The following is a 25,328-nucleotide window of genomic DNA, read 5'->3' on the forward strand; positions in this document are numbered from 1 at the left end:
ACGACCAGCAAGGCCCGCACCGACCGCACCGAGAGGGAGACCCCCATGGCAGCCGAGAACGTCGAGATCCTCACCACCGCCCCCGTCGCGGAGCCCGCCGGCCACACGTGCGGCTGCGGCGGTCACGACGAGGCCGACCCCGTCCTCGACGTCCGCACGATCCCGCACGCCATCCGCCACGCGACCGTCTTCGGCGCGTTCGAGGCGATCGCCCCGGGGAAGTCGCTGATCCTCGTCGCGCCGCACCTGCCGCGGCCGCTGCTGGCCCAGCTCGCCGAGCGCGCGCCCATCGAGTCCGAGGTGCTCGTCGACGGCCCCGACGCCTGGCACGTGAAGATCACCCGCACCGCCTGACGCGGACGACCCGAACGCCCCACGACCGGCCGCCCCGCATGGTCGCGGCCCGTACCCGTCCGTCGAGCACAACATCAGGAGCACTCCGGCCACGCCAGACGCCCCTGATGTTGTGCTCGACCGCGTCCGTCGTCGTCAGCGGACGGTGGCCGTGCAGGTGACCGACGACGGCTCGCCCGAGCCGGTGCCCTGGAAGCCGATCTCGGTGGCCTGACCCGCCGCGAGCGTCCCGTTCCACGCGGCGTTCGTGAACGTCCACGTCTGCCCGCTGACGCTGCTCTGCGAGCTCCACGCGTTCGCGACCGTGCCGTTCGGCAGCGTGACAGCGACCTTCCAGCCTGCGATCGACTGGTTCGCGGTGACCCGCACGCTCGTCACGAAGCCCCCGGGCCACGTGCTCGCGAGCGTGTAGCGCGCGGTGCAGGCGGCACCGCCCGACGTCGGGGTCGGGGTCGGGGTCGGCGTGGGCGTCGGTGTCACGGTCGGCGTCGGTGTCACGGTCGGCGTCGGTGTGACCGTCGGGGTCGGTGTGACCGTCGGTGTCGGCGTCGAACCCGACAGGACCGCCGCGAGCGCGGGGTACCACCGGTCGGCCATCTTGACGATGCCGGCGTCGCCGGGGTGCACGCCGTCGTAGGTGTCGGTCGCCGGCACCCACCCGGTCGCCTGGTCCACGACGACGATCGGCGACTGCGCGGTCGACAGGCCCGCGGCCCACGCGGGGATCGCGGCGTTGAGCGCGGCGGTCCGGCCCGGGCAGTCGGCGCAGGTCGGCGGCGCGACCGGGATGATCTGCGCGACGAGCACGGTCATGTGCGGGTTGCTGGCCCGCATCTGCTGCACGAGCGTCGTGTAGGCGTCGAGGATCTGCTGCGTCGACCGCGCGCTCCACACGTCGTTCGTGCCGAAGTGCATGAGGACGACGTCGGGCCGGGTCGCGGCGAGCCACGGCACGAGCTGGCCCTGCGCGGCGACGTTCGTGACGAGGTAGCCGCCGTGGCCCTCGTTGTCGCCGTCGTGCGCGATCCCGCAGCCCTGCGGACCCTGCGTGCCGACCATGTCGATGTTCGTGTACCCGTTCTGCTGGAGCTTCTGCCACAGCAGCGCGCGCCAGCAGCCGGGGTTGCCGGTGATCGAGTCGCCGAGCGGCATGATCCGCACGGGGTCGGCGGCCTGCGTCGGCCCGGCCAGCGCGAGCGCGCCGGCGAGCAGCAGCAGCACGGCGGTCAGGGCGCCCGCGAGCCGCCGCGAGAACGTCGTCGTCATGCGTGGTCCTCCCGTGGGGACGGCGCACGGGCACGTCCCGCGCGTCCGGCGGAGCACCTGCGGCCCGCCTCGTCGCAGCGTGGTGGCGCGGGCGCACCGAGGGCCAGTTGGAGCGCTTCGACGAAGCGTTTCGTCGTGACGATCCCCGGCGCGTCGGCCGTGAGAGAGTCGGGGCATGCCCGAGGTGACCCGAGCCCGCGTCGACGCGTGGACGTGGTCGGTGCGACTGTTCCCGACGCGCTCCGCGGCGGGGGCCGCGTGCCGGGCCGGTCACGTGCGCGTCAACGGTGAGCGCGCCAAGCCCGCGACGCAGGTCGTGCCCGGTGACGAGGTGCACGTGCGCGGGGGCGCCCGCGAGCGCGTCGTGATCGTGCAGCGCCTCATCGTGAAGCGGGTCGGCGCCGACGTCGCCGTCGCGTGCTACCTCGATCGCTCCCCCGCGGTCCCGCCCAAGGAGCACGTCGCCGTCGCCGGGCAGCGCGACCGCGGCGCGGGCCGCCCGACGAAGCGCGACCGCCGCCTCATCGAACGCCTCCGCGGCCACTGACCGCCTAGACGCCCTCGACGCCCTGCGCGCGCATCCAGGCGTCGACGCCCGTGACGGCAAGGATCTCGGTCACCGCACGCGGGGCGCCGTGGACGCGCACGCGGCGACCGGACTCGGTGACGTCGCGGACGAGGCGGACCAGGAGCGACAGCCCCGTCGAGTCGACGAACGTCACGTCCGCGCAGTCGAGGACCACGTCCTGGTCGCCGGCGGCGAGCGCCGCCCAGACGGGTGCGGCGGACTCGCGCACCGCGAGGTCGACCGCGCCCTCCAGGGTGATGCGCAGCGTCGTCCCCTCGGTCGCCACCGCGATGCCGCCGCTCACGCGCTCACCTCCGTCCGCAGCCCGAGCCGGGCCGACAGGGCCATCGCGTCGACGGGCGCGCGGACCTTCACGTCGTTGTCGAAGTAGACGAACACGTCGCGGCCGTCCGACGCGGGTGCCGCGCCGCGCAGCCGTCGCGCGTCGGCCGGATCGCCCCCGTCTGCCCAGGTCCGGATCTTCGCGGCCCACCGGTCGAGGGCGTCGTCCTCGTAGCCGCTCGTGTAGAGCTCGGTGTCGCCGTGCAGGCGGACGTAGACGACGTCGGACGTGACGTCCTCGATCACGGGCCACCGCCCGGCTGTGTCGGCGACGACCAGGCCGACGTCGTGCGCGCGCAGCAGGTCGACGAGGTCGGGCGTCTCGAACGTCGCGTGCCGGACCTCCAGGACGTGCCGCAGCGGGCGGTCGGCGTCGGTCGTCGTCCACGCGCGGTCGTCGAGCCGTTCGTCGTGCCGCGTCGCCATCTCGGCCGCGGCGGCCGTCGTGCGCGGCAGCAGGTCGAAGAACGCGGCGAGCCGGTCGGGGTGGAAGCCGAGGTTGGGCGGGAGCTGCCAGAGGACCGGCCCGAGCTTGGCGCCGAGCGCGAGGACGCCGCTCGCGAGGAAGTTCGCGACGGGCGTCTCGACGTCGGCGAGCTTGCGCATGTGCGTGACGAACCGCGGACCCTTGACGGAGAAGAGGAAGTCGTCGGGCGTCTGATCGGCCCACGCGCGGTAGCTCTCGGGGCGCTGCAGCGAGTAGAAGGAGCCGTTGATCTCGATGCTCGTCAGCCGCTGCGACGCGTACGCGAGCTCGAGCCGCTGGGGCAGGCCGCGCGGGTAGAAGACGCCACGCCAGGGGGCGTAGCGCCAGCCGCTGATCCCGACCCGGATGGCCACCGGCACAGCCTGCACGGCGGACGCCGGACCGGCATCCGGAAGGGCGCACACTGGTCGGGTGACCGTCGAGAGCTCCCCCGCGCGTGGCCCTGAGGGCGACGCGACGGCCCCGGTGCTCGTCGACGTCTACCGTCCGGACGGTCGGCTCGACGTGCGGCGCACGGTCGCGCCGCACCGTCGGGGTGCCGCGGACCCGTGCTGGTGGACCGCGCCGGACGGCGCGCTGTGGCACGCGCTCGCGACGCCCGACGGCCCGGCGACGCGTCGGCTGGCCGTGCACCGCGACGGTGTGCACGTCGCCGCGTGGGGGCCGGGCGCCGAGCGTGCCGTCGCGGGCGTGCCGCGCCTGCTCGGGGCGCACGACGACCCGTCGGGCTTCGACCCGACCCTGCACCCCGTCGTGCGGGACGCCCACCGCGGGCTGCCGGGGCTGGGGATCGGCGCGAGCGGCGACATGGTCGCGGCGCTCGTCGCCGGGATCCTCGAGCAGCGCGTCGTCGGGGCGGACGCGCGCGCCGCGTGGCGACGGCTCGTGACGCGGCACGGCACGCCCGCGCCCGGGCCGGTGCCCGCGTCGATGCGCGTGCCGCCGCCGTGGGTCGTCTGGCGGGAGATGCCCGTGTGGGAGTGGCGGCAGGCCGGCGTCGACGACCAGCGCTCGTCGACGATCCGCCGCGCGGCCGAGGTCGGTCGGCGGCTCGACGAGGCGGTCGACCTGCCGCTCACCGAGGCGCGACGACGGCTCCTCACCGTCCGGGGTATCGGGCCGTGGACCGTCGCCGAGACGACGTCCCGCGCGCTCGGCGACGCCGACGCGGTGTCGGTCGGCGACTTCCACCTCGCGCACCTCGTCGGGTGGGCGCTCACGGGCCGCCGCACCGACGACGCGGGCATGCTCGAGCTCCTCGAGCCGTGGCGCGGTCACCGGCAGCGCGTCATCCGGCTGATCGAGACCACGCTCGCGGGTCGCGCCCCCAAGTTCGGTCCGCGCTCGCCGCGCGCGCTCCCCCTGCGCTGACGTCCCTGCGCTGACGTCGCGACGCCCGGCCGGCGCGCGGTTGGCCACGCCGCCCGCCACGGGGCAGGATCGACCCCGACGAAAGGTGGGTCCCATGAGCTATCCGGTCATCGCGCCGCGCGACGAGGAGCGGACCGAGTCCGCAGGTCGCGTCGTCGGCGCGTTCTTCGCGTTCCTGCTGTTCGCGGCGGGGATCGTGCTGTTCGCGCTGTCGTTCCAGGGTCCCGACTGGAGCCACTGGACGTTCGTCGGCGCGATCGCGTCGATCACGCTGTCGTTCATGATCCCGACGACGATCCTGCCTGCGCTCGAAGGCGACTGACCGCACCGGTCCGGCGACCCCGCCGGGCTCGACGGCAGAGCGGCGAGCCCGGCGCGGACCCTCACCCGCGCCGGGCGCCCGTCAGCGGTGCGTCTGCGCGATCCGGACGTGGTTCCCGAACGGGTCGCGCAGGCCGAAGTCGATGCCGTACGGCCGCTCGGTCGGCTCCTCGGTGAGCTCCACCCCGCGCTCCTTGAGCGTCGCGTACGTCTGGTGCGCGTCGTCGGTCGTGAGGAACAGGTGGCCGCCCGTCGCGCCCTTCGCGACGAGCTCGCGCACCTGCTCGGCGGTCGCCGGGTCGAGCGACGGAGGACCGGGGCGCTCCAGCAGGACCTCCCGGTCCGGAGCACCGGGCACGCGGACCGTGAGCCAGCGCATGAAGCCGAGGTCCTGGTCGGTCCCGATCTCGAAGCCGAGCTTGCCGACGTAGAAGTCGAGCGCCTCGTCCTGGTCGAGCACGTAGATCTGGGTGATGGAGATGGAGTTCAGCATGCCGCCGACGCTACTGAGCGCCGTCAGGTCGACGCTTCTCCGAAACTGCTCGGCCTGACCCACGCCTTGGTGAAGCACGTCGGTGCGATGGCGAGCGGCCCGCGCGCACGGTGCTGGGTCGGCGACTCGCCGACGACGTCGCGGAACGTGCGGCTGAACGTGCCGAGGCTCGTGAAGCCGACGGCCAGGCAGATCTCGGTGACGCTGCGGTCGGTCTCGCGCAGCATCAGCATCGCGCGCTCGACGCGCCGACGCTGCAGGTAGCGGTGCGGGGTCTCGCCGAACGTCGCGCGGAACGTGCGGATGAAGTGCGCCTCCGACACGTGCGCGACGCGCGCGAGCGACGGCACGTCGAGCGGCTCGGCGTACGCGCGGTCCATCGCGTCGCGGGCGCGCAGCATGCGCCGGTTGGTGTCCTCGACGGCCTTGCTCACGCCCGTCATCGAACCACCGTCGGGCGCCCGTCAGGCGCGTCCGGCCGTCGCGGACGGGCCGTCGGGAGGCCGTGGATCCCGACCACCCGGGAGGACGAGCGTCGGTCCCGGCGGCGAAGGGCACGGTGGTCGCGGACATCGGGGCCTTCGCGACCGCGAACCCGCCCGCGTCCGACTTCCTCGTCCCGACCGGTGTGCAGTTCGCGTTCGAGCCGTACCGCGACGGGTTCCTCGTCTCCGACGGGCACCACAACCGCCTCCACCAGGTGCGCCACGACGGCGCCGTGTCGGTGCGGCTGGCGCTGCCGAACGTCGTCCCGACGGGTCTGGCCCTCAAGGGGTCGACGGTGTTCGTCGCGGAGTCCGGACCGCTGCCGCACCTGCCGCAGGACGGCAAGGTCGGCGCGTTCGGCCCGCGCGCGTCCAGCGCCACGACCGTCGCGGCGGGCGGTCCGCTCATGGTGGAGTCGAGTGGGCCCGCGGGCACCGGCTGTACGCGCTCGCGCAGGGCGACTGGCCGCTCGGCGGCGAGGCGGGCTCCCCCGCGGCGCCCGGCACGGGCCGGTTGTACTCCGTCGGCCACCACGGCGCGCTGCGGCTCGTCGCGGACGGTCTCGACCAGCCGACGTCGTTCCAGGTCGTGCACGGCACGGCCTGGGTCGTGACCCTCGGCGGCGAGGTCTGGCGGGTCGGTCCCGGGCGCTGAGGCGTCAGGCCCGCTCGTCCCCCGCCTCGTGCACCCAGCGGGCGATCTGCACCCGGTTCGTCGCGTCCAGCTTGGTGAGGACGTTCCCGACGTGCGTCTTCACGGTCGCGACACCGAGGTGCAGCGCCCGCGCGATCTCGGCGTTCGACATGCCCGCCCCGACGGCCTCGGCGACCTCACGCTCGCGGTCGGTCAGCGTCGCGAGCAGCGCACGCGCCCGCGCACGGGGCGGGTCGCCGGCGGGGGCGGCGGTCACCGCGGCGATGAGCTGCGAGGTCACGCTCGGCGACAGCATGGGCTCGCCCTGCGCGACGCGCCGGACGGCAGCGACCAGGTCGGCCGGCGGGGTGTCCTTCAGCAGGAACCCCGCCGCCCCCTGGCGCAGCGCGGTGAGCACGAGGTCGTCGGCGTCGAACGTCGTGAGGACGAGGACGCGCGCCCGCGAGCCGAGGTCGCGCAGCCGCCGGTGCGCGGCGAGCCCGTCCATGCGCGGCATCCGGACGTCCATGAGGACGACGTCGGGCGCGGTCCGGACGACCACGTCGACACCTTGCTGGCCGTCGGCCGCCTCGCCCACGAGCTCGAGGTCGGGAGCGCCCCCGAGGATGAGCCCGAGCCCGGTGCGCACGAGCGGGTCGTCGTCGACCACGACGACCCGGACGACCGGGCTCACGCCGGCCACGGCAGCCGTGCGCGGACCACGAACGTGCCGTCGGCCTGGTAGCCGTGCTCGAGCTCGCCGCCCGCGAGCGTCGCACGCTCGGTCAGACCGACGAGCCCGACACCCGGCCGGTGCCCGGCGCCGACGGTGAGCAGCGCCCGGTTGCGGACCTCGACCGCGAGGGCGCCGCCCGGCGCTCCCGCGAGCACGATCTCGACGGGCTGGCGCGGGGCGTGCTTGCGGGCGTTCGTCAGGGCCTCCTGCACGACGCGGAAGGCCGTGCGCGACACCGACGCGGCCAGGTCGCGCGTCGCCTCGGGCGCGAGGGCACCCGTGTCGAGGCTCACCTCCGCACCCGCCTCGCGCGCCTCGGCGACCAGCGCCGGGATCTCCTGGAGCGTCGGCTGCGGCCGCTCGACGGCGTCGGGCTGCGACGGGTCCCGCAGGACGCCGAGCACGTCGCGCAGCTCGGCGAGCGCGGCGTGCGCCGCGGCCGCGATCGTGCCGGCCGTCTCGACGACCTGCTCGCGCGAGAGGTCGTCCCGGTACGCGAGCGCACCCGCGTGCAGCGCGACGAGCGAGATGCGGTGCGCGAGCACGTCGTGCATCTCGCGCGCGATGCGGGTGCGCTCCGCCTCGCGCGCGACCTCCGCCGCGAGCGCCTGCTCGCGCTCGGCGGCCTGCGCACGGGCGTGCAGCGACGCGACCAGCTCGCGGCGGGTCGCGATCCCGTGACCCGTGCCGATCGTGACCGCGAGGACCAGGACGCCGATGAGGACGTCGGTGAGGTGCGTGACGGGTGACGTGCTGGTCGCCCACACGCGCGGCACGTGGACGAACGTCGAGTAGAGGGTCGCGGCGAGCCACGTGAGGCCGGCGACGACGAGCCAGCGGCCGCGGCGCCACGTCGCGAGCGACACGATCGCGAAGGTCGCCGGCCCGACGGCCACCACGGACACGGCGGTCGCCGCGGTCGCCGCCACCGCGATCGCGAGCGGGTACCGGCGTCGCAGCGGAAGGAGCGCGAGCGTGGCGACGCCGAGCGCGAGGTCGAGGACGATCGCGCCTCCGACGACCTCGTCGGGCGGCGGCGACGCGGTCTCGCCGACGGCCTCGGGCATGGCGAGCGCGACGACCTGCGCCATCCACAGCGCGACGCCGAGACCCGCGGCGAGGAGGTACCGCCACGCGCGCGACCACCCCCGCCACCGCGGGTGCAGCCAGACGTCGGGCGTCGGGGGCGCGACGACGACGGAGGACATGCCGCCAGCGTAGAGGCGGCGCCCACGGCGCAGGTCAGCCGTCGGGCGGGCCGGCCTCCACCCTTGTGCGGAGGCCGTCCGGGCGAGCGGGCACCGTCAGCGCAGGGCGGCGCGCGAGCGGCGGTCGTTCTCGTGCTGGATCGCGTCGACGAGCTCGGCCTTCGTCATGCGCGAGCGCCCGCGAACCTCGAGCTCGGTGGCGACCTCGTACAGGTGCGTCTTGGACGCGTTCGCGTCGACGCCGCCGGCGGTCGGGGCGTCGCTGTCGAGCCCGCCCTCCTCGGAGCGCGCGTCGGAGGGCCCGTACTCCTCCTTGGGCCGCCAGCTGTCGCCGACCTTCTCGTGCGTGTGCTTGAGCGCGGCGAACGCGACGCGGTAGGCCCGCTCCTCGTCGCCGCCGTACTGCTCGAGCGCGGCGTCGTGCGCGTGCGCGAACGTCCGCTGCGCCTTGTCGTCCGAGCGCTGCAGGGTGCTGGGCAGCTCGTCCGGGATCGGGTCGCCGTTGCGCTTCGTCTTGGGCACGGTGCGGCTCCTTCGCGTGGACCGGTCTCCTGCCCCATCGTGCGACCTGCGCCACGCCACCGCAGCACGACCGCACCGAGCCGTCGACCGGCCCACGAGTAGGCTCGCGCGGTCGGACGACAGGGAGGTGACGCCGATGGCGGCGACGCCCGACGGCCGGACCGTCCTCGAGCTCCGGGCCGACTGCACGCGGTGCGCGGCCCTGTGCTGCGCGGGTCTGCCGTTCCAGCGGTCCGCGGACTTCGCGTTCGACAAGCCCGGTGGGGTGCCGTGCGGGAACCTGCGCGACGACCTGCGGTGCGGCGTGCACGCGCAGCTGCGCGAGCGCGGGTTCGCCGGGTGCACGGTGTTCGACTGCTTCGGCGCCGGGCAGCACGTGACGGCCGCGTTCGAGGGCCGGGACTGGCGCGACGGGCCGGACGTCGCGGGGCGGATGTTCACGGCGTTCGGGGTGCAGCGCCGGTTGCACGAGCTCGCGTGGTACCTCGTCGACGCGGTCGACCGCCCGGTCGACGCACCGCTGCGGGACGAGGCCCGTGCCCTGCTCGCCCGCGTCAGCGCCGTCGCCGACGCCGCGCCCGACGCACCCGACCGAGGTGACGTCGACGACCTCCACGGGTCCGTCGTCGACGTGCTCGGGCGGATCAGCGCGGCCGTCCGCGGTGCGGCACGGCGGTCGCTGCCCGGGCGGCGGCGCGACCGGCGACGCGCCGACCTGGTCGGGGCGCGGCTGCGCGACGCGGACCTGCGCACGGTCGACCTGCGCGGCGCGTGGCTCATGGGCGCGGACCTGCGGGGTGCGGACCTGCGGCTCGCGGACCTCGTCGGCGCCGACCTGCGCGGTGCCGACCTGCGCGGCGCGGACCTCTCGGACGCGCTCTTCGTCACGGGTCCGCAGGCCGCCGCGGCGCGCGGCGACGCCACGACGCGACTGCCGGACCGCGTGCCGCGTCCCACGCACTGGACGGCCGCACCCACCCGCTGACCTGCGACGACGGCGTGTCACGACCGACACGCCGTCAACGCGGGCCGAGACTCCCCCGCACGGCCGAGCGCCCGAGACTTTGGTCACACGTGCGCCAAGACCCACCGCTCTACGTTCGAAGAACGAGCAAAGGGTTTCCGCACGAGCCGAGGAAGACCGTGTCCACAACACCGTCGCGCGACAGCGCGACCACCACCTGTCCCATCGCCCGTCCCGCCGCACGACACACCCCTCCCCCGGCTCGCACCGCCGGCCGCGCCCGCACCGCCACGACGACCGCCGGCTGGGTCGCGCTCGCCGCCGTCGTCGCCCTCCTGTCCGGGTGCGCCGGCACCACCTCCGCCGACGCCGCCACCACCGGCGGCACGCCGCACGGCGGCGAGGCCGGTCTCGCCCTCCCCGATCTCGGGACCGTCACGATCGCCGGGCTGCCCGGGCGCGTCTGGCTCGGCGTCGGCCTCGTCGTGTGCGCGCTGGGGCTCGCGTTCGGGGTGACCGTCGTCGCGCAGCTCAAGCGGCTGCCGGTGCACGGGTCGATGCGAGCCGTGTCGGAGCTCATCTACACGACGTGCAAGGCGTACCTCGTGCAGCAGGGACGCTTCCTGCTCGTGCTGTGGGGCTTCATCGCCGCGGTGATCGTCGTCTACTACCGCGTCCTCGTCGGGTTCGACTGGGGGCGCGTCGCGGTCGTCATCGCGTTCAGCCTGGTCGGCATGGCCGGGTCGTACTCGGTCGCGTGGTTCGGCATCCGCGTCAACACCTACGCGAACTCCCGCACGGCGTTCGCCGCGCTGCGGGGGCGCGCCCTGCCGCTGCACCGGATCCCGCTGCGGTCCGGGATGGCGATCGGCATGGTGCTCATCAGCCTCGAGCTCGCGATCATGCTGGTCATCCTGCTGTTCCTGCCCGGCGACCTCGCGGGCGCGTGCTTCATCGGGTTCGCGGTCGGCGAGTCGCTCGGCGCCGCGGCGCTGCGCATCGCGGGCGGCATCTTCACGAAGATCGCCGACATCGGCTCCGACCTCATGAAGATCGCGTTCAAGATCAAGGAGGACGACGCCCGCAACCCCGGCGTGATCGCCGACTGCACGGGCGACAACGCGGGCGACTCCGTCGGCCCGAGCGCCGACGGGTTCGAGACGTACGGCGTCACCGGCGTCGCGCTCGTGACCTTCGTGCTGCTCGGCGTCCCCGACCCGGGCGTCCAGGCCGCGCTGCTCGTCTGGATCTTCGTCGTGCGCGCCGTGATGATCGCCGCGTCGGGCGTGTCCTACACCGTCAACGACCTGTGGGCGTCGCGCCGGTACGCGGGTGCCGAGCGCATGGACTTCGAGAAGCCGCTCACGTCGCTCGTCTGGCTGACGTCGGCCGTCTGCATCGCCGCGACGTTCGCGACGACGTGGCTCGTCCTCGCCGACGGCACCCCGGGCCTGTGGTGGAAGCTCGCGACGATCATCTCCTGCGGCACCCTGGCCGGCGCGCTCATCCCCGAGCTCGTCAAGGTGTTCACCAGCACCGGCAGCCGGCACACGCGCGAGGTCGTCGCGTCGTCCCGCGAGGGCGGCCCGTCGCTCAACATCCTGTCCGGCCTCGTCGCGGGCAACTTCTCCGCCTACTGGCTCGGGATGGCGATCGTCGTGCTCATGGGCGCCGCCTACCTGGTGAGCGAGCTCGGGCTCGCCGACGTCATGCACGCGCCCGCGGTGTTCGCGTTCGGGCTCGTCGCGTTCGGGTTCCTGGGCATGGGTCCCGTGACCATCGCCGTCGACTCCTACGGCCCGGTCACCGACAACGCGCAGAGCGTCTACGAGCTGTCGGGCATCGAGCAGGCCGACGAGGACGCGCTGTCCGAGGAGCTCGGCGGCGCACCGGCGTGGCAGCACGCCAAGCAGCTCCTCGAGGAGAACGACGGCGCGGGGAACACGTTCAAGGCGACCGCCAAGCCCGTGCTCATCGGCACGGCCGTCGTCGGCGCCACCACGATGATCTTCTCGATCATCATGGGCCTCACCGACGGGCTCACGACGGGCCTCGAGAACCTCTCGCTGCTGCACCCGCCGTTCCTGCTCGGCCTCGTCGCGGGCGGCTCGGTCATCTACTGGTTCACGGGCGCCTCCACGCAGGCCGTCACCACCGGCGCCTACCGCGCCGTCGAGTTCATCCGCACGCACATCCGCCTCGACGGCACCGCCGCGGCCAGCGAGGCCGACTCGCGCCGCGTCGTCGAGATCTGCACCCAGTACGCGCAGCGCGGCATGCTCACGATGTTCCTCGGCGTGTTCTTCGCGACGCTCGCGTTCGCGTTCGTCGAGCCGTACCTCTTCGTCGGCTACCTCGTCTCCATCGCGCTGTTCGGCCTCTACCAGGCGATCTTCATGGCCAACGCGGGCGGCGCCTGGGACAACGCGAAGAAGATCGTCGAGACCGAGCTGCACGCGAACGGCACCCCGCTGCACGACGCGACCGTCGTCGGCGACACCGTCGGCGACCCGTTCAAGGACACCTCGTCCGTCGCGCTCAACCCGGTCATCAAGTTCACGACGCTCTTCGGCCTCCTCGCGGTCGACCTCGCCGTGCAGCTGTCCGGGCAGGGCCGGCACGCGCTCGTGCTCGTGCTCGCCGGGGTCTTCTTCCTCGCGTCGACGTACTTCGTGCACCGGTCCTTCTACGGCATGCGGATCGAGTCGCACGCGACGCCGGGCGACGCCGAAGGCGTGCCCGCCACGGACGACGACGCGGTTGCGGACGACGACACGACCGGGGCCCTGCTCCCGCAGCAGGCGAACCCCGTCGACGACGCGGTCCCGACGCGCGTCTGACCCCACGCCCCCGGACCGGACGCGGAAGCCGACCCCCGTCCGGTCCGGGCCTGCCCTGTCGTGGGCCCTCCGGCCCGCCCCGGGCGCAGCGCGAGGACGTCAGCCGGGCAGGCGGACCTCAGCGCGCAGGCCGCCGAGGACCGCGTCGGCCAGGACGACGTCGCCACCCTGCTCGCGGGCCATCTCACGCGCGATGGCCAGGCCCAGGCCGCTGCCGCCCGCCTCACGCTCGCGGGCGTCGTCGAGGCGCACGAAACGCTCGAACACCCGCTCGCGGTCCTCGGCCGGGATGCCCCTGCCGTCGTCCTCGACCACGACCGACCCCTCGGCGACGGTCACGACGACGCGCGACGCGGCGTGCCGGAGCGCGTTGCCGACGAGGTTGCGCACGACCCGGCCGGTCGCGACGGCGTCGCAGCGCGCGTGCCCGGCACCGTGCACGTCGACCGTCACCGCCGGGGTCGCCCCGGTCTCGCCGTCCACCACGTCGGCCACGAGCGCGGCCAGGTCGACGTCCTCGGCGCGCAGCGGTGCGGAACCGACCCGTGCCAGGAGCAGCAGGTCGTCGACGAGCGACTGCATACGCGCCGCCTCGCGCTCGGCGTCGGCGACGACCTCCGCCTGGGGGTAGGCGTCGGGGTGGGCGCGCGCGACGTCGAGGGTCGCGCGCAGCGACGCGAGCGGCGACCGGAGCTCGTGGGCCGCGTCGGCGACGAACGACCGCTGCCGGGCGGCGCTCGTCTCGAGGCGGTCGAGCATGTCGTTGAGCGTCCGGGCCAGCGCGGCGAGCTCGTCGTCGACGGGCGGCACGGGCAGCGACCCGGAACCGCCGGTGCGCGCGACGTCGGCGGCGGCCCGGCGCAGCTCGTCGACGGGTCGCAGCGCGCGGCCGATGACGGCCCAGATCGAGGCCGCGAGCAGCGCGGTGAGCACGGGCACGACGACGACGAGCGCGAGCCGCAGCGCACCGACCAGCCCGCGCACCTCGTCGAGCGGCACGGTCGCGACGGCGACGACCGGCTCGCCGCGGTAGGTCGCGTTGCGCAGCGCGACGCGCGCGTCGGGGTCGTAGCCGCTGTCGGTCGTGGTGGAGACGATCACCTCGTCGCCGTGCGGGCGCAGCGCCGCGAGGGTGTCGGTGGGCAGCAGCGGCAGGGTGCGGGACGCGTTGGCGGACGTCGCGAGGACGCGCCCGTCGGCGTCGAGGAGCTGCGCGATCTCGCCGCGCTCGGCGACGGGCAGCGGGTCGGGCACGCGGTCGGCGTCGGCGAGGTCGGCGACGGTGTCGACGCGGTCGCGCACGGTCTCGTCGAGCGCGGACACCCGGCCCGCCGACAGCACGGACGTGAGCACGACCGCCCCGACGGCGAGCGTCACCATGAGCAGCCCCGCGGTGAGCGCGGTCAGCCGCAGCCGCAGCGACCCGCGCCAGACCCGTCGGCCCGCCACGGCGTCAGCCGGCCACGCGGTACCCGGCACCGCGGACCGTCGCGACGGTGTCGCGGCCGAGCTTGCGGCGCAGGTACCCGACGTAGACCTCGACGACGTTGACGTCCTCGCCGGTCCCCTCCCACACGTGGTCGCGCAGCTCGACCTTGCCCACGACGCGGTCGGCGTGCCGCATGAGGTACTCGAGCAGCGCGAGCTCACGGACCGTCAGGACCACCTCCGCACCACCCCGCGTGACGGTCCGGGCGGACGGGTCGAGCACCAGGTCGCCCACCGTCAGCACCGCCGGGCGCACCTGCGGCGGGCGGCGCAGCAACGCACGCAACCGGGCGACGAGCACCACGAACGCGAACGGCTTCGTCAGGTAGTCGTCGGCGCCGACGTCGAGCCCGTCGGCGACGTCGTACTCGCCGTCCTTCGCGGACAGCAGCAGCACAGGCGTGAAGACGTCCTGCGCGCGCAGGGCCGTCACGACGTCGTACCCGTTGCGCCGCGGCAGCATGATGTCGAGGACGATCGCGTCGTACTCGTGGTCGAGCGCCATGCGCAGTCCGGTGTCGCCGTCGTGCGCGACGTCCACCGCGAAGCCCTCCGCGGACAGGCCGCGGTGCAGCGCGCTCGTCAGCCCGCGCTCGTCGTCCACCACGAGTACCCGCACGTCGGCAGCATGCCACCCGCCGCACGCCAGGGGGCCGCCCGGCGGACGGAGTGCGTCTCAGGATGCCCACAGGGGCCGTGACGCACAGTGGTCTCATGACCGAGACACAGCCCACCCCGCAACCGGCGGCCCCGGCACGCCGGTCCCTGTCCCCCCGAGCCCGGTGGGCGGTGCCCGCCGTGGCCGCCGTCGCCGTCGGCGCCGCCGTGATGGGCCCGCCGCTGTTCGCCAGCGCGGGCGACGACGGCCTGCCGCCCGTGACGCCCGAGCAGCTCGTCGCGAAGGTCGTCGAGAAGGACGCCCCCGCCCTGTCCGGCACGGTCGTCTACACCGCGCGCCTCGGCCTGCCGTCGCTGCCGTTCGGCCCCGGCGGCGCGAGCGCCGACCCCGTCAACCTCATGTCCGGCTCGTCGACGCTGCGCCTGTGGTCCGACGGCGAGCAGCGCTCGCGCGTCGCGCTGCTCGGCGCCGCGTCCGAGTACTCGGTCGTGCACGACGGCACGCAGGCATGGACGTACTCGAGCGACGACGACGAGGTCGTGCACTACACGGTCGACCCGGCGGACGCCGCGACGCTCGAGAAGCTCGCGACCGAGGGCCCGGCGGTCAAGGGCGACCTGCCCACGCCGCAGGACGCCGCCGAGCAGGCACTCGCGCACGCTCAGGAGCTCTCGACGGTGTCCGTCGACGGCCAGACGACGGTCGCGGGGCGCGACGCGTACCAGCTCGTCGTCACGCCGAAGAGCACGACGACGCTCGTCGGGCGCGTCGTCGTCGCGGTCGACGCGACCGAGTGGACGCCGTTGCGCGTGCAGGTGTGGAGCGCGTCGGACGACACCGAGCCCGCGCTCGAGGTCGGGTTCACCGACGTGTCGTTCTCCACGCCGTCCGACTCCGTCCTCACGTTCTCGCCGCCCGCGGGCGCGCAGGTCCGCGAGGTCGTCGTGCCGCTGCCGACGGACGCCGAGATGGCCGCCGCGCAGCAGGAGCACACCGACGGTGCGCTGCCGCAGGGCGTCACGGTGCACGGCGAGGGCTGGGACACCGTGGTCGAGGTCAGCGGCGTCGACGTGACCGGCGCACTGGCGGGCGACCCGCAGGCGCTCGCCGAGCTGCAGGAGCACGAGCCGACGATCGGGTCGGACAGCGCGCAGGCGCTGCTCGAGGACTTCGGCGGCGACCCGTCGGACAAGGCGGACATGGGCGAGATCGACCCGTCGGCCCTGCTCGACTCGATCGCCACGCCCGTCCCGGGCGGCCGCGTGGTCACCTCCGACCTGTTCAGCGTCCTGCTCACCGACGACGGCCGGGTGCTGGTCGGCGCCGTGTCCCCCGAGACGCTGCAAGGGCTGGCGTGAGCACGACCGTGCTCGACCCCGCGCGGGTCGGTCAGGGGTCCGGTGACGACACCGGGCCCCTGGCCGTGCGCACGGAGGGGCTGACGAAGCGGTTCCGCGGCGGGCAGGTCGCGGTCGACGACCTGGCGCTGCGCGTGCCGCGCGGCGCGGTGTACGGCTTCCTCGGGCCCAACGGGTCGGGCAAGACGACGACGATCCGCATGCTGCTGGGACTCGTGCGGCCGACGGCGGGCTCCGCGTGGTTGCTCGACGCCCCCGTGCCCGAGGCGTCCGCGTCGGTGCTGCCGCGCGTGGGCGCGCTCGTCGAGGGGCCTGCGTTCCACCCGTACCTGTCCGGGCGGGACAACCTGGCCCGGCTCGAGGCCGCCGACGCGACCGCCGACCCGCGGACCGCCGACCGCCGCGCCGCGGAGGCGCTCGACCGCGTCGGGCTCGGCGCTGCGGCCGACAAGCGGTACCGGCAGTACTCGCTGGGCATGAAGCAGCGGCTCGGGCTGGCCGCCGCGCTCCTGCGCCCGCGCGACCTCCTCGTGCTCGACGAGCCGACCAACGGCCTCGACCCGCAGGGCACGCGCGAGGTCCGCCACCTGGTCCGGGAGCTCGCCGACGCGGGCACGACGGTGCTCGTCTCGTCGCACCTGCTCGCCGAGATCGAGCAGGTGTGCACGCACGTCGGGATCATGCGCGCGGGGCGGATGGTCCTGCAGGGCGACCGGTCCGTGCTCGTGGCGCGCGGGGCGTCGCGGCTGCGGGTCACGACGACGACGGGTCTGGCCGGTGCCGCGGCGCGCGTGCTCGACACGCTCGGGCTGGACGAGGTCGCCGTCGACGGGATCCAGGTCGACGCGCTGCTCGGCGACGTCGCGCCCGAGAAGGTGTCGGCGGCGCTCGTCGCCGCGGGGGTCGACCTCGTCGGGTTCGAGGTGCGGCACCCGAGCCTGGAGGAGATCTTCGTCGAGCTGACCGGGGAGGGTTTCGATGTCGCACGCTGACCCGCGACCGGGCGTCGCACCCGCAGGAGCGGGCGCCACGGCGGCGGTCGCGACCGCCACACCCCCGCTGCGGCCCGTCCGCGGCGCGTTCGGACGCCTCCTGCGCAGCGAGCTGCGGCTCGTCCTCGGCCGGCGCCGCAACCTCGTGCTGCTGTCCGGCCTGGGCGCCGTCCCGCTGCTGCTGGGCCTCGTCGTGTTCTTCACGCGCGACACCGCGATGGCGGGCGAGGGACCCGGCTTCATCGGGCGGGTCACGGAGAACGGGCTGTTCCTCGTCGTCGCGTCGGTGTTCGTCTGCCTGCCGTTCCTGCTGCCCCTCACGGTCGGCATCGCGTCAGGCGACGCGGTCGCGGGCGAGGCGTCGACGGGCACGCTGCGCTACCTGCTCGTCACGCCCGTCGGCCGTAGCCGCCTGCTCGTCGTCAAGGCGATCGGGGCGCTCGCGTTCGTCGCGGCCGCGGTGCTCGCGATCGCGGTCGTCGGGCTCGTCGCGGGCGCGCTGCTGTTCGGGCTGCGGGACGTCGTGCTGCTCTCGGGCGACACGGTGCCGCTCGCGGCGGGTGCGCTGCGCGTCGCGGGGATCGTCGCGTTCGTCGGCCTGTCGATGACCGGGCTCGTCGCGGTCGGGCTGTTCTTCTCGACGCTCACCGAGGTCCCGGTCGGGGCGATGGCGGCGACCGTCGTCGTCGCGATCGTGTCCGGCGTCCTGGACACGCTGCCCGCGCTCGACGCGATCCGGCCCGGCCTGCTCACGCACCACTGGCTCGACTTCGCCGAGCTGCTGCGCATCTCCCCCGACTGGGGCGTGGTGCTCGGCGGGCTCGGGGTGCAGGCCGCGTGGGTCGCGGTGTTCGCGTCGCTCGCGTGGGCGCGCTTCACGACGGCCGACGTGTCGTCCTGACCCGGTGCGGTCGCGGGCGTCCACGACGCGGGACGCCCGTGACCGCCGGAAGCAGCACGGTGCCCGGACGGTTGACAATGGTGTCTCCGCATCGTCCGACAGGAAGCGTGCCGTGAACCAGCCTCGTATGAACGTCGAGTCGTTCAACCTCGACCACCGCACCGTCGCCGCACCGTACGTCCGCCTCGCGGACCAGAAGGTCCTGCCCGCGGGCGACGTGATCCAGAAGTACGACGTGCGCTTCACGCAGCCCAACAAGGGCCACCTCGAGATGCCGGCCGTGCACTCGCTCGAGCACCTGTTCGCCGAGCACTCGCGCAACCACTCGGACCGCGTGATCGACTTCTCGCCGATGGGCTGCCAGACCGGCTTCTACCTGATCCTCCAGGGCGAGTGGGACTACGACGACGTGCTCGGCCTCGTGCAGTCGACGCTCGAGGACGTCGTCGAGGCGACCGAGGTGCCCGCCGCGAACGAGGTGCAGTGCGGGTGGGGCGCGAACCACACGCTCGAGGGTGCCCAGGAGGCCGCGCGCGGGTTCCTCGCGGAGCGCGCCGGCTGGAGCACGGTGACCGCGTGATCGCCGTCGACGCCGTCGTCGTCACGGCCATGGCCGACGAGGCGGCACCGTTCGTCGCGCGTGCCGACTTCGTCGGGCCGGTCACGCGCGTGGGCCACGCGCAGCACCGCATGCTCACGCTCGCCGGACGGCAGGTCCTGCTCGTCGTCAGCGGCATCGGGCTCGTCAACGCCGCGACCGCCGCGGCCGTCGCCATCAACGCCACGCACCCCCGCGCGCTCGTGAGCGCGGGCAGTGCCGGCGGGGTGGGCGTCGAGGTGCGGGTCGGGGACGTCGTCGTCGGGTCGGAGTACGTGTACTCGGGCGCGGACGCGCGCGCGTTCGGCTACGAGCTCGGCCAGGTCCCCGGCATGCCCGAGGTCTACGCCGCCGAGCACGCGCTGCACGACGCCGCCACCGCGGCGACCGTCGACCTGCGCGTCCTGTCCGGCACCGTGCTGTCGGGCGACGCGTTCATCGACGCGTCTCGCGTCGACGCGATCCGCTCGGCGTTCCCGGGCGCGCTCGCGACCGACATGGAGTCCGCGGCGCTCGCGCACACCAGCCACCTGTACGGCGTGCCGTTCCTGTCCGTGCGCGGCATCTCCGACCTGTGCGGGCCCGTCGCGAACGACGACTTCCTCACGCACGTCGACGACGCCGCGGACCGCTCGGCCGCGGTCGTCATCGAGCTCCTCCGCGCGATGGCCGAGGAGCCCACGCCGCACCTCGTGCCCTGACGCCCGAGCGGGACCGGGCGCCGTCGTGGTGCCCGGTCCGCTCGCGTCCGGCAACCTCCGGCCACCGACCCGCGGTCGACGTGACCGTCATGGCTCGATCTCGAACGACACCCGGTGCCCGGGCGCCTCGTCGGTCACGTCCACCGACGTCACGGACGCCCCGCGCGGCCCCTGCCGCGCCCAGCCGACGAACTCGTGGACCGCCTCCGCGTCGCCCTCGACGACCGCCTCGACGGCCCCGTCGGACCGGTTCCGCACCCACCCGGCGACGCCGAGCCGCGCGGCCTCGCGCGCCGCGCTCCACCGGTAGCCGACGCCCTGCACGACCCCGTGCACGACCACGCGTCGCGCCACGTGCGCCATCCCGCTCCCCCTCCCGCGTCCCGGCCGGGACCCCGCGTCGATCGTGCCACCGGTGCCCGGTATCTGCGCCCGGTCGGGGAGCACCTTCGAGGGTGAACGCCGGCGCCTTTCGGGGGCGGGGTCGCCGGGCCCGACCACCTGGCCGCGCGGGGGCCCGTGATGGACGAGTACGCCGATCTCGAGATCCAGCTGTACCGCAAGGACGACGTCACCTACGGCATCTGGCCCGCCCTCACGCTGCCGCGCAGCGACGCGGACGCGCGCCTCGACGGCGACAGCGCGGGCTTCGTGGCGCACATCGACCCCGACGCGCTGCGCGACCTCGACCCGACGGAGTACGGCCGCGCGCTCGGCAAAGGGCTGTTCGGCGGCGGGTTCGGCGCCGCGTTCCGGCAGGCGGCGCAGACCGCGTCCAGCAACGGGGTGCGGCTGCGCGTGCGGCTCGTCGTCGACCCGGCACCCGAGGCCGCGGCGCTGCACGGCGTGCGCTGGGAGACGCTGCGCGACCCCGACGACGACCGGACGCTCCTCACGGACGAGAACGTGCTGTTCTCGCGCTTCCTCGGCAGCCGCGACTGGCGCCCGGTGCGGCCGCGCTCGCGCGGCGACCTGCGCGCGCTCGTCGTGGTCGCGTCGCCCACGGACGTCGGCGAGTACGCACCGCAGGGCCGGGGTGCGCTCGCACCGCTCGACGTCGAGGAGGAGGTCGAACGCGCGCGGACGGCGCTCGGCGGCATGGCCGTCACCGTGCTGCCCGGGGAGGCGACGCCGACGGCGGCGCACGTCGTCGCGGAGCTCCGGCGCGGGTACGACATCGTCTACCTGGTGTGCCACGGCTACCTGCAGCACCACGAACCCGTGCTGCTGCTCGTCGACGACGACGGTGCGGGCGCACCGATGCTCGGCAGCGACCTCGTGCAGCAGCTCGGCGAGCTGTCCCGCACGCCGGGCCTCGTGTTCCTCGCGTCGTGCCGCAGCGCGGGCGAGGGCGAGGACGCGCGGTCCGACGACGCGGGCGTCCTGGCGGCCCTCGGTCCGCGGCTCGCCGCGGCGGGTGTCCCGGCGGTCGTCGCGATGCAGGGCGACGTCACCATGGCGACGGCCGGCACGTTCGCGTCCGCGTTCTTCCGCAGCCTCGACAGCGACGGGCTCGTCGACCGCGCGTGCGCGGTCGGGCGGGCGGCGGTGCGCGACCGGTACGACTGGTGGGTCCCGACGCTGTTCATGCGGTTGCGCAGCGGGCGCATGTGGTACGACTCGGGCGGCTCGCAGGGGCTGTTCGAGAAGTGGCCGTCGGTCGTGCGCGACATCGAGGACGAGAAGTGCACGCCGATCATCGGGCCCGGGATCAGCGACCTGCTGCTGGGGTCGCGCCAGGAGGTGGCCCGCGCGTGGGCGAACCGGTACCGGTTCCCGATGGCGCCGCACAACCGCGAGAGCCTCCCGCAGGTCGCGCAGTACCTCGCGATCAACCAGAGCCGGTCGTTCCCGCGCTCCGAGCTCGAGCAGCACGTGCGCCGCACGGTGATCGAGCGGTTCGGTGACGAGATCCCCGAGCTGCTGCGCACGGGCCGCCCACCCATCGAGGACGTGCTCGCGGCGGGCTGGCACGCGTTGCGCGACCGCGGCGCGATCGAGCCGTACTCGGTGCTCGCCGACCTGACCGCACCCGTCTACATCACGACGCAGCCGACCCGGCTGCTCGCGAACGCGCTCGAGGCCGCCGGCAAGCAGCCCGAGGTCGAGCTGTGCCGCTGGAACGACGACATCGACTGGCCCGAGTCGGTCTACGAGCGCGAGCCCGCGTACCGGCCCACCGTGCAGCGACCGCTCGTCTACCACCTGCTCGGACTCCTGGAGGTGCCCGAGTCACTGGTGCTCACCGAGGACGACTACTTCGACTACCTCATCGGTGTCACCCAGAACCGCGAGCTGGTCCCCCGGCACGTGCGCGGCGCGCTGACCCGGACCGCGCTCATGTTCGTCGGCTTCCGCCTCGACGAGTGGGACTTCCGCGTCCTGTACCGCAGCGTCATGAACTACGAGGGCAAGTCGGCGAACGACCACACGCACGTCGCGGTGCAGGTCGACCCCGAGGAGGGCTCGACCAGCGACCCGGCCCGCGCCCGCGCCTACCTCGAGGGCTACTTCCGCGACGGCGCCCGCGTCAGCCTCTACTGGGGCAGCACCGAACGGTTCGTCAAGGAGCTGCACGACCAGTGGGGGTCCCGGTGACGGGCGTCCTGCCCGACGTGCAGACGGGCAACCCGTACGTCGGGCCGCAGTCGTTCCGGGCCGGGCAGCACCTCTACGGGCGCGCCGTCGCGCTCGACACGCTGTTCAACCTGGTCGTCGCCGAGCGCATCGTGCTGCTCTACTCCCCCTCCGGCGCGGGCAAGTCGTCGCTCATCAACGCCGCCCTGATCCCCGACCTGAACCGCGAGGGGCTCGAGGTGCTGCCCGTGATCCGGGTCAACACCCCGCACGTCGCGACCATGCAGCCACCCCCGCGCAACCGGTACCTCATGAGCACGCTCATGTCGCTCGAGTCCGACGTCCCCGAGGACCGGCAGGTCCCGCTCGACCGGCTGCGCGACATGACGCTCGCCGAGTACCTCGAGCAGCGGCCCGACCAGGACGGCATCCCCGGCAACGAGGTGCTCGTCTTCGACCAGTTCGAGGAGGTCCTCAGCCTCGACCCGACCGACGAGGACGCCAAGCGGGAGTTCTTCGCGCAGGTCGGCGAGGCGCTGCGGGCCCACCGGCTGTGGGCCCTGTTCGCGATCCGCGAGGACCACCTCGCCGGGCTCGAGCCCTACCTGCGGGCCGTGCCGACGCGGCTGCGCACCCGGTACCGCCTCGACCTGCTCACCGCGGACGAGGCGTTCGACGCCGTCGTGCGGCCCGCGCAGGACGCCGGCGTCGAGTTCCGCGCCGAGGCGGCGCACGCGCTCGTCGACGACCTGCGCCAGGTCCGCGCGCAGCGGCTCGACGGCACCGTCGACGTGCTCGGCGCGTACGTCGAGCCCGTCCAGCTCCAGCTCGCGTGCACCACCATCTGGGCGCGACGCGACCCCGGCAGCACGGAGATCACCACGGCCGACGGCGTCGCCGGCGGATCTGTCGAGCAGGCGCTCGCCGACTACTACGACCGGCGCGTCGCCGAGGCCGCACGCGTCACCGACGTGCGCGAGGACGTCATCCGGGACTGGTTCGAGCGTCGCCTCATCACGCCGCAGGGGCTGCGCGGCCAGGTGCTCGAGGGCCCCCTCGGCACCGCCGAGGCCGACGGGCCGATCCTGCGCGAGCTCGAGCACCTCATCCGCCCCGAGACCCGGCGGCAGGCGACCTGGTACGAGCTCTCGCACGACCGGTTCATCGAGCCCGTCCGGCGCAGCAACGCCCGCTGGCGCGCGCAGCACCTCACCGGGTTCGAGCAGGCCGCCGCGCTGTGGGACGAGAACGGGCGGCAGCGCCGCCTGCTGCTCACCGGGTCCCACCTCGCGTCCGCGACGGCCGACGTCGCCACCCGGCGCCGGCCGCTGCAGCCGCACGAGCGCGAGTTCCTCGAGGCGTCCCAGGCGCTCGAGGCCGACCGGCGGCGCGACCGGCGGCGGCGCCTCTGGATGCGGGTGCTCGTCCTCGCGCTCGCGGTGCTCCTGGTCGCCGCGATCGGGCTGTACGGCCAGACGCAACGCGTGCTCGGCACGGCGAAGGCCGACCGGGCCCGGGAGCGGACGCTGTTCACCGCCCTCGCCGACCTGGACCAGGACGCCGAGAAGGCCGCCCGCGCGGCCGTCGACGTCGGACGCGACGACCTGAGCGGCGACGAGCCGCTGGGGTCCAACACGCGCGACCTGCTCCACCTCGCCGCGACGTCGACGCCCGTCGTCGCGCTGCTCGACACCGACGGACCCGTCGACGTGCTCGTGGAGTCGCTCGACGGGCAGACGGTCGTCACCGTCGACTCCGCCGTGACCGTCTGGGCGCGGGAGGTCGACGACGCCGGGCGCACCACGTTCGCGCGTGCCGCGACCCTCCTCGACGGCGAGTCGCCCGTCGCCGCCGACGTCAGCGCGGACGGCTCCGTCGTCGTCGCGGGCCTCGAGGACGGCACGATCGTCGTCTGGGAGCGGGCCGACGGGTCCACCGCACGCTGGGCGGGTCCGGCCGGGCTGCACACCGTCGTCGCCGCACCCGACGGCCGCTCGGTCGTGTCGCTGGGACCTGACACGTCGGCCACCCTGTGGGCCGTCGACGGCGGCCGGCGGGCCGACCGGCACCGTCTGTTCGACGCGACCGCGGCGCAGGCCGGCGACGCCGACGCCGCGACCGCCTGGCCCTTCACGGCGGCGTTCAGCGCGGACGGCCGGACGCTCGCCACGGGAGACGACACCGGCACCGTCCAGCTGTGGGACGTCGCGGCGGGCCGCCTCCTGCAGCGCCTGGAGGTCGGCGGAGCCGTGCAGCAGCTGCGGTTCGGGCCCGGCGCCGCGACGCTCGGCACGTCCGACGACTCCGGCGCCGTCGTGTGGGACCTCGCGACGGGCGAGAAGTCCGCGACCGTGACCGACCCCGGTCTCACCGGCTTCGTGTTCGGCCCCGACCTGACGACCGTGCTCGCGTCCGCCTCGTGGGGCGCCGTGCAGCGCTTCGACGTCGCGACCGGCGCACGGGACGGCACGGCGTTCCTGCCGGGCACGGGCGTGAGCGGCGTGCTCCCCGACGAGACGACGCCGCGGCAGGCGCTCGTGCTCGCGTCGGACGGCCGCACCGGCGTGTGGCAGCTCGCCGACGACGGGGACGCGCGGGCCGTCGACGTGTCGGAGGGGGTCGCCTACGGCGTGCGCGCCGACGGCACCGTCGTCCGCAGCGACGACACGGGGATCGCGACCGCGACGCCCGTCGTCGCACCCGACAGCCCGTGGACGATCGACGCCGACGAGCCGGGCGCCCGCGTGGCGACCGTCAACCCGGACGGCACCGTGCGCGTGTGGGACACGACGACCGGCGCGCTGCTGCACGAGGTGCTGTCGGGGCCCGACCAGCCGTTCGTGGACGACGCGAGCGTCGCGGGCGGGCTGCTCGCGCTCGCCGTCGCGGGCGAGGTGCGGCTCGTCGACGTCGCGACCGGGGCGGCCGTGGGCGCCCTCCAGCCGGCCGAGGACGCCGGGCACGTCGAGCTGCTCCCGGACGGATCGGCCGCCGTGGTCGCCTACGCCGCGGCCGCGTCGACGGACCCGGCGACCTCCGTCGCGGAGGTCGGGGAGATCCTGCCCACCGCGGGGGGCATCCCGGTGCGGCTGCGCATGCCGCTGGCGCGCGGCGACGCACCGTCCGACGTGGCCGTCGGGTCCGGCGCGCGGCAGGTCGCCGTCACGACGCAGGCCGGCGTGCTCGGGCTCTTCGACCGGACGACCGGACGGCTCCTGTGGAGCACGCCACTCCCGCACCTGCGGCCGCAGACGCTCGCCTTCACGAGCGACGGCCTCGTGGTGGCGACCGGTGAGCGCGGCATCGACGTCGTCGACGCCCGGCGCGGCCGGGTCGTGCGGGAGATCCCGTCGAGCACGTGGCTCGACGTCGCGACCGTGTCGGGGCGCGCGGGCGACGTCGTCGTCACGCTCTGGGGCGGTCAGGTCGTCGAGGTGCCGCTGGACGACCGCGGTCTGGTGGACGGGGTCGAGCAGCGGCTCGTCGAGACGGGCTGAGCGCGC

At 74.7% G+C, this 25,328-nt stretch carries 25 protein-coding genes; 14 read left to right on the forward strand and 11 right to left on the reverse strand.

Annotation, left to right across the window (positions count from 1 at the left end):
* Window positions 1-45 precede the first annotated feature (45 nt).
* The gene (locus KOV94_RS10110; RefSeq protein ID WP_124344455.1) at window positions 46-354 is read left to right on the forward strand and encodes a DUF2249 domain-containing protein; all 309 of its coding nucleotides are present in this window, start codon (window positions 46-48) and stop codon (window positions 352-354) included.
* A gap of 135 nt (window positions 355-489) precedes the next feature.
* On the opposite strand, the gene KOV94_RS10115 is transcribed toward KOV94_RS10110, so the two are convergent.
* Entirely contained in the window at window positions 490-1,620 is a 1,131-nt protein-coding gene (locus tag KOV94_RS10115) for a GDSL-type esterase/lipase family protein (RefSeq protein WP_218051954.1), read from the reverse strand.
* A gap of 175 nt (window positions 1,621-1,795) precedes the next feature.
* On the opposite strand from KOV94_RS10115, the gene KOV94_RS10120 reads away from it, so the two are divergent.
* Window positions 1,796-2,167, forward strand: coding sequence for an RNA-binding S4 domain-containing protein (locus tag KOV94_RS10120; protein WP_124344457.1), 372 nt, complete (start codon window positions 1,796-1,798; stop codon window positions 2,165-2,167).
* Between the two features lie 4 nt (window positions 2,168-2,171).
* Here KOV94_RS10120 and KOV94_RS10125 read toward each other — a convergent pair whose 3' ends face one another.
* Both KOV94_RS10125 and KOV94_RS10130 read right to left on the reverse strand, forming a co-directional pair.
* Complete coding sequence (locus KOV94_RS10125; RefSeq protein WP_218051955.1) at window positions 2,172-2,492, reverse strand: STAS domain-containing protein; 321 nt, start codon at window positions 2,490-2,492, stop codon at window positions 2,172-2,174.
* Window positions 2,489-3,376 (reverse strand): DUF72 domain-containing protein, encoded by an 888-nt coding sequence (locus KOV94_RS10130; protein WP_218051956.1) that lies wholly within the window; start codon window positions 3,374-3,376, stop codon window positions 2,489-2,491. The genes KOV94_RS10125 and KOV94_RS10130 overlap by 4 nt, the downstream gene beginning before the upstream one ends.
* A 52-nt stretch (window positions 3,377-3,428) precedes the next feature.
* Between KOV94_RS10130 and KOV94_RS10135 the strand changes: the two genes are divergently transcribed.
* Complete coding sequence (locus tag KOV94_RS10135) at window positions 3,429-4,388, forward strand: DNA-3-methyladenine glycosylase family protein (protein WP_308160471.1); 960 nt, start codon at window positions 3,429-3,431, stop codon at window positions 4,386-4,388.
* A 94-nt stretch (window positions 4,389-4,482) separates the two neighbouring features.
* Complete coding sequence (locus KOV94_RS10140) at window positions 4,483-4,710, forward strand: hypothetical protein (RefSeq protein ID WP_124344125.1); 228 nt, start codon at window positions 4,483-4,485, stop codon at window positions 4,708-4,710.
* A gap of 81 nt (window positions 4,711-4,791) precedes the next feature.
* Here the strand turns inward: KOV94_RS10140 and KOV94_RS10145 are convergent, their stop codons facing one another.
* Both KOV94_RS10145 and KOV94_RS10150 read right to left on the reverse strand, forming a co-directional pair.
* On the reverse strand, window positions 4,792-5,202 hold the full coding sequence (locus tag KOV94_RS10145; RefSeq protein WP_124344126.1) for a VOC family protein: 411 nt from the start codon (window positions 5,200-5,202) through the stop codon (window positions 4,792-4,794).
* Window positions 5,203-5,225: 23 nt separating this feature from the next.
* Window positions 5,226-5,645, reverse strand: coding sequence for a helix-turn-helix domain-containing protein (locus KOV94_RS10150; RefSeq protein WP_124344127.1), 420 nt, complete (start codon window positions 5,643-5,645; stop codon window positions 5,226-5,228).
* A gap of 116 nt (window positions 5,646-5,761) precedes the next feature.
* Between KOV94_RS10150 and KOV94_RS10155 the strand changes: the two genes are divergently transcribed.
* Window positions 5,762-6,301: a hypothetical protein gene (locus KOV94_RS10155; RefSeq protein WP_218051957.1), complete on the forward strand. Its 540-nt coding sequence runs from the start codon at window positions 5,762-5,764 to the stop codon at window positions 6,299-6,301.
* A gap of 45 nt (window positions 6,302-6,346) precedes the next feature.
* Here the strand turns inward: KOV94_RS10155 and KOV94_RS10160 are convergent, their stop codons facing one another.
* The 3 genes from KOV94_RS10160 to KOV94_RS10170 all read right to left on the reverse strand — a co-directional run bounded on the left by KOV94_RS10160 (window position 6,347) and on the right by KOV94_RS10170 (window position 8,787).
* A complete protein-coding gene (locus tag KOV94_RS10160; protein WP_124344129.1) occupies window positions 6,347-7,015 on the reverse strand; it encodes a response regulator in 669 nt (222 codons plus the stop codon).
* Entirely contained in the window at window positions 7,012-8,265 is a 1,254-nt protein-coding gene (locus KOV94_RS10165) for a sensor histidine kinase (protein WP_124344130.1), read from the reverse strand. Before KOV94_RS10165 ends, KOV94_RS10160 begins: the two co-directional genes overlap by 4 nt.
* Window positions 8,266-8,361: 96 nt before the next feature.
* Window positions 8,362-8,787, reverse strand: coding sequence for a ChaB family protein (locus tag KOV94_RS10170; RefSeq protein ID WP_218051958.1), 426 nt, complete (start codon window positions 8,785-8,787; stop codon window positions 8,362-8,364).
* Between the two features lie 136 nt (window positions 8,788-8,923).
* Here KOV94_RS10170 and KOV94_RS10175 point away from each other — a divergent pair, with 136 nt between their 5' ends.
* Window positions 8,924-9,772 carry a pentapeptide repeat-containing protein gene (locus KOV94_RS10175; RefSeq protein ID WP_218051959.1) on the forward strand — a complete coding sequence of 283 codons (849 nt, stop codon included), beginning with the start codon at window positions 8,924-8,926 and terminating at the stop codon, window positions 9,770-9,772.
* Window positions 9,773-9,930: 158 nt separating this feature from the next.
* Window positions 9,931-12,591 (forward strand): sodium-translocating pyrophosphatase, encoded by a 2,661-nt coding sequence (locus tag KOV94_RS10180; protein ID WP_308160473.1) that lies wholly within the window; start codon window positions 9,931-9,933, stop codon window positions 12,589-12,591.
* A 99-nt stretch (window positions 12,592-12,690) separates the two neighbouring features.
* Here the strand turns inward: KOV94_RS10180 and KOV94_RS10185 are convergent, their stop codons facing one another.
* A complete protein-coding gene (locus tag KOV94_RS10185; RefSeq protein WP_308160474.1) occupies window positions 12,691-14,040 on the reverse strand; it encodes a sensor histidine kinase in 1,350 nt (449 codons plus the stop codon).
* A gap of 4 nt (window positions 14,041-14,044) precedes the next feature.
* A complete protein-coding gene (locus tag KOV94_RS10190; RefSeq protein WP_124344133.1) occupies window positions 14,045-14,698 on the reverse strand; it encodes a response regulator transcription factor in 654 nt (217 codons plus the stop codon).
* 95 nt (window positions 14,699-14,793) lie between these two features.
* Here KOV94_RS10190 and KOV94_RS10195 point away from each other — a divergent pair, with 95 nt between their 5' ends.
* The 5 genes from KOV94_RS10195 to KOV94_RS10215 all read left to right on the forward strand — a co-directional run bounded on the left by KOV94_RS10195 (window position 14,794) and on the right by KOV94_RS10215 (window position 19,248).
* On the forward strand, window positions 14,794-16,056 hold the full coding sequence (locus tag KOV94_RS10195; RefSeq protein WP_218051960.1) for a LolA family protein: 1,263 nt from the start codon (window positions 14,794-14,796) through the stop codon (window positions 16,054-16,056).
* Entirely contained in the window at window positions 16,053-17,048 is a 996-nt protein-coding gene (locus KOV94_RS10200) for an ABC transporter ATP-binding protein (protein ID WP_372449460.1), read from the forward strand. Before KOV94_RS10195 ends, KOV94_RS10200 begins: the two co-directional genes overlap by 4 nt.
* Window positions 17,035-17,949 (forward strand): ABC transporter permease, encoded by a 915-nt coding sequence (locus KOV94_RS10205; protein WP_124344136.1) that lies wholly within the window; start codon window positions 17,035-17,037, stop codon window positions 17,947-17,949. Before KOV94_RS10200 ends, KOV94_RS10205 begins: the two co-directional genes overlap by 14 nt.
* Before the next feature lie 127 nt (window positions 17,950-18,076).
* Window positions 18,077-18,529 carry an S-ribosylhomocysteine lyase gene (locus KOV94_RS10210; RefSeq protein ID WP_124343425.1) on the forward strand — a complete coding sequence of 151 codons (453 nt, stop codon included), beginning with the start codon at window positions 18,077-18,079 and terminating at the stop codon, window positions 18,527-18,529.
* Window positions 18,526-19,248, forward strand: coding sequence for a 5'-methylthioadenosine/adenosylhomocysteine nucleosidase (locus KOV94_RS10215; protein WP_124343424.1), 723 nt, complete (start codon window positions 18,526-18,528; stop codon window positions 19,246-19,248). The genes KOV94_RS10210 and KOV94_RS10215 overlap by 4 nt, the downstream gene beginning before the upstream one ends.
* An 87-nt stretch (window positions 19,249-19,335) precedes the next feature.
* Here KOV94_RS10215 and KOV94_RS10220 read toward each other — a convergent pair whose 3' ends face one another.
* Window positions 19,336-19,611 (reverse strand): acylphosphatase, encoded by a 276-nt coding sequence (locus tag KOV94_RS10220; RefSeq protein WP_124343423.1) that lies wholly within the window; start codon window positions 19,609-19,611, stop codon window positions 19,336-19,338.
* Between the two features lie 159 nt (window positions 19,612-19,770).
* Between KOV94_RS10220 and KOV94_RS10225 the strand changes: the two genes are divergently transcribed.
* A complete protein-coding gene (locus KOV94_RS10225; RefSeq protein ID WP_218051961.1) occupies window positions 19,771-21,846 on the forward strand; it encodes a CHAT domain-containing protein in 2,076 nt (691 codons plus the stop codon).
* Window positions 21,831-25,322: a WD40 repeat domain-containing protein gene (locus KOV94_RS10230; protein ID WP_218051962.1), complete on the forward strand. Its 3,492-nt coding sequence runs from the start codon at window positions 21,831-21,833 to the stop codon at window positions 25,320-25,322. Before KOV94_RS10225 ends, KOV94_RS10230 begins: the two co-directional genes overlap by 16 nt.
* Window positions 25,323-25,328 lie beyond the last annotated feature (6 nt).

Source organism: Cellulomonas algicola (assembly GCF_019024305.1).
GTDB classification, from domain to species: domain Bacteria; phylum Actinomycetota; class Actinomycetes; order Actinomycetales; family Cellulomonadaceae; genus Cellulomonas; species Cellulomonas algicola.

Excerpts from the sequence above, each read along its gene's own strand:
- KOV94_RS10195 (WP_218051960.1), top strand. The coding sequence starts at position 14,794 with ATGACCGAGACACAGCCCACCCCGCAACCGGCGGCCCCGGCACGCCGG.
- KOV94_RS10110 (WP_124344455.1), top strand. The coding sequence starts at position 46 with ATGGCAGCCGAGAACGTCGAGATCCTCACCACCGCCCCCGTCGCGGAG.
- KOV94_RS10145 (WP_124344126.1), bottom strand. The coding sequence starts at position 5,202 with ATGCTGAACTCCATCTCCATCACCCAGATCTACGTGCTCGACCAGGAC.
- KOV94_RS10140 (WP_124344125.1), top strand. The coding sequence starts at position 4,483 with ATGAGCTATCCGGTCATCGCGCCGCGCGACGAGGAGCGGACCGAGTCC.
- KOV94_RS10220 (WP_124343423.1), bottom strand. The coding sequence starts at position 19,611 with ATGGCGCACGTGGCGCGACGCGTGGTCGTGCACGGGGTCGTGCAGGGC.
- KOV94_RS10150 (WP_124344127.1), bottom strand. The coding sequence starts at position 5,645 with ATGACGGGCGTGAGCAAGGCCGTCGAGGACACCAACCGGCGCATGCTG.
- KOV94_RS10225 (WP_218051961.1), top strand. The coding sequence starts at position 19,771 with ATGGACGAGTACGCCGATCTCGAGATCCAGCTGTACCGCAAGGACGAC.
- KOV94_RS10205 (WP_124344136.1), top strand. The coding sequence starts at position 17,035 with ATGTCGCACGCTGACCCGCGACCGGGCGTCGCACCCGCAGGAGCGGGC.
- KOV94_RS10165 (WP_124344130.1), bottom strand. The coding sequence starts at position 8,265 with ATGTCCTCCGTCGTCGTCGCGCCCCCGACGCCCGACGTCTGGCTGCAC.
- KOV94_RS10210 (WP_124343425.1), top strand. The coding sequence starts at position 18,077 with ATGAACGTCGAGTCGTTCAACCTCGACCACCGCACCGTCGCCGCACCG.
- KOV94_RS10175 (WP_218051959.1), top strand. The coding sequence starts at position 8,924 with ATGGCGGCGACGCCCGACGGCCGGACCGTCCTCGAGCTCCGGGCCGAC.
- KOV94_RS10120 (WP_124344457.1), top strand. The coding sequence starts at position 1,796 with ATGCCCGAGGTGACCCGAGCCCGCGTCGACGCGTGGACGTGGTCGGTG.
- KOV94_RS10115 (WP_218051954.1), bottom strand. The coding sequence starts at position 1,620 with ATGACGACGACGTTCTCGCGGCGGCTCGCGGGCGCCCTGACCGCCGTG.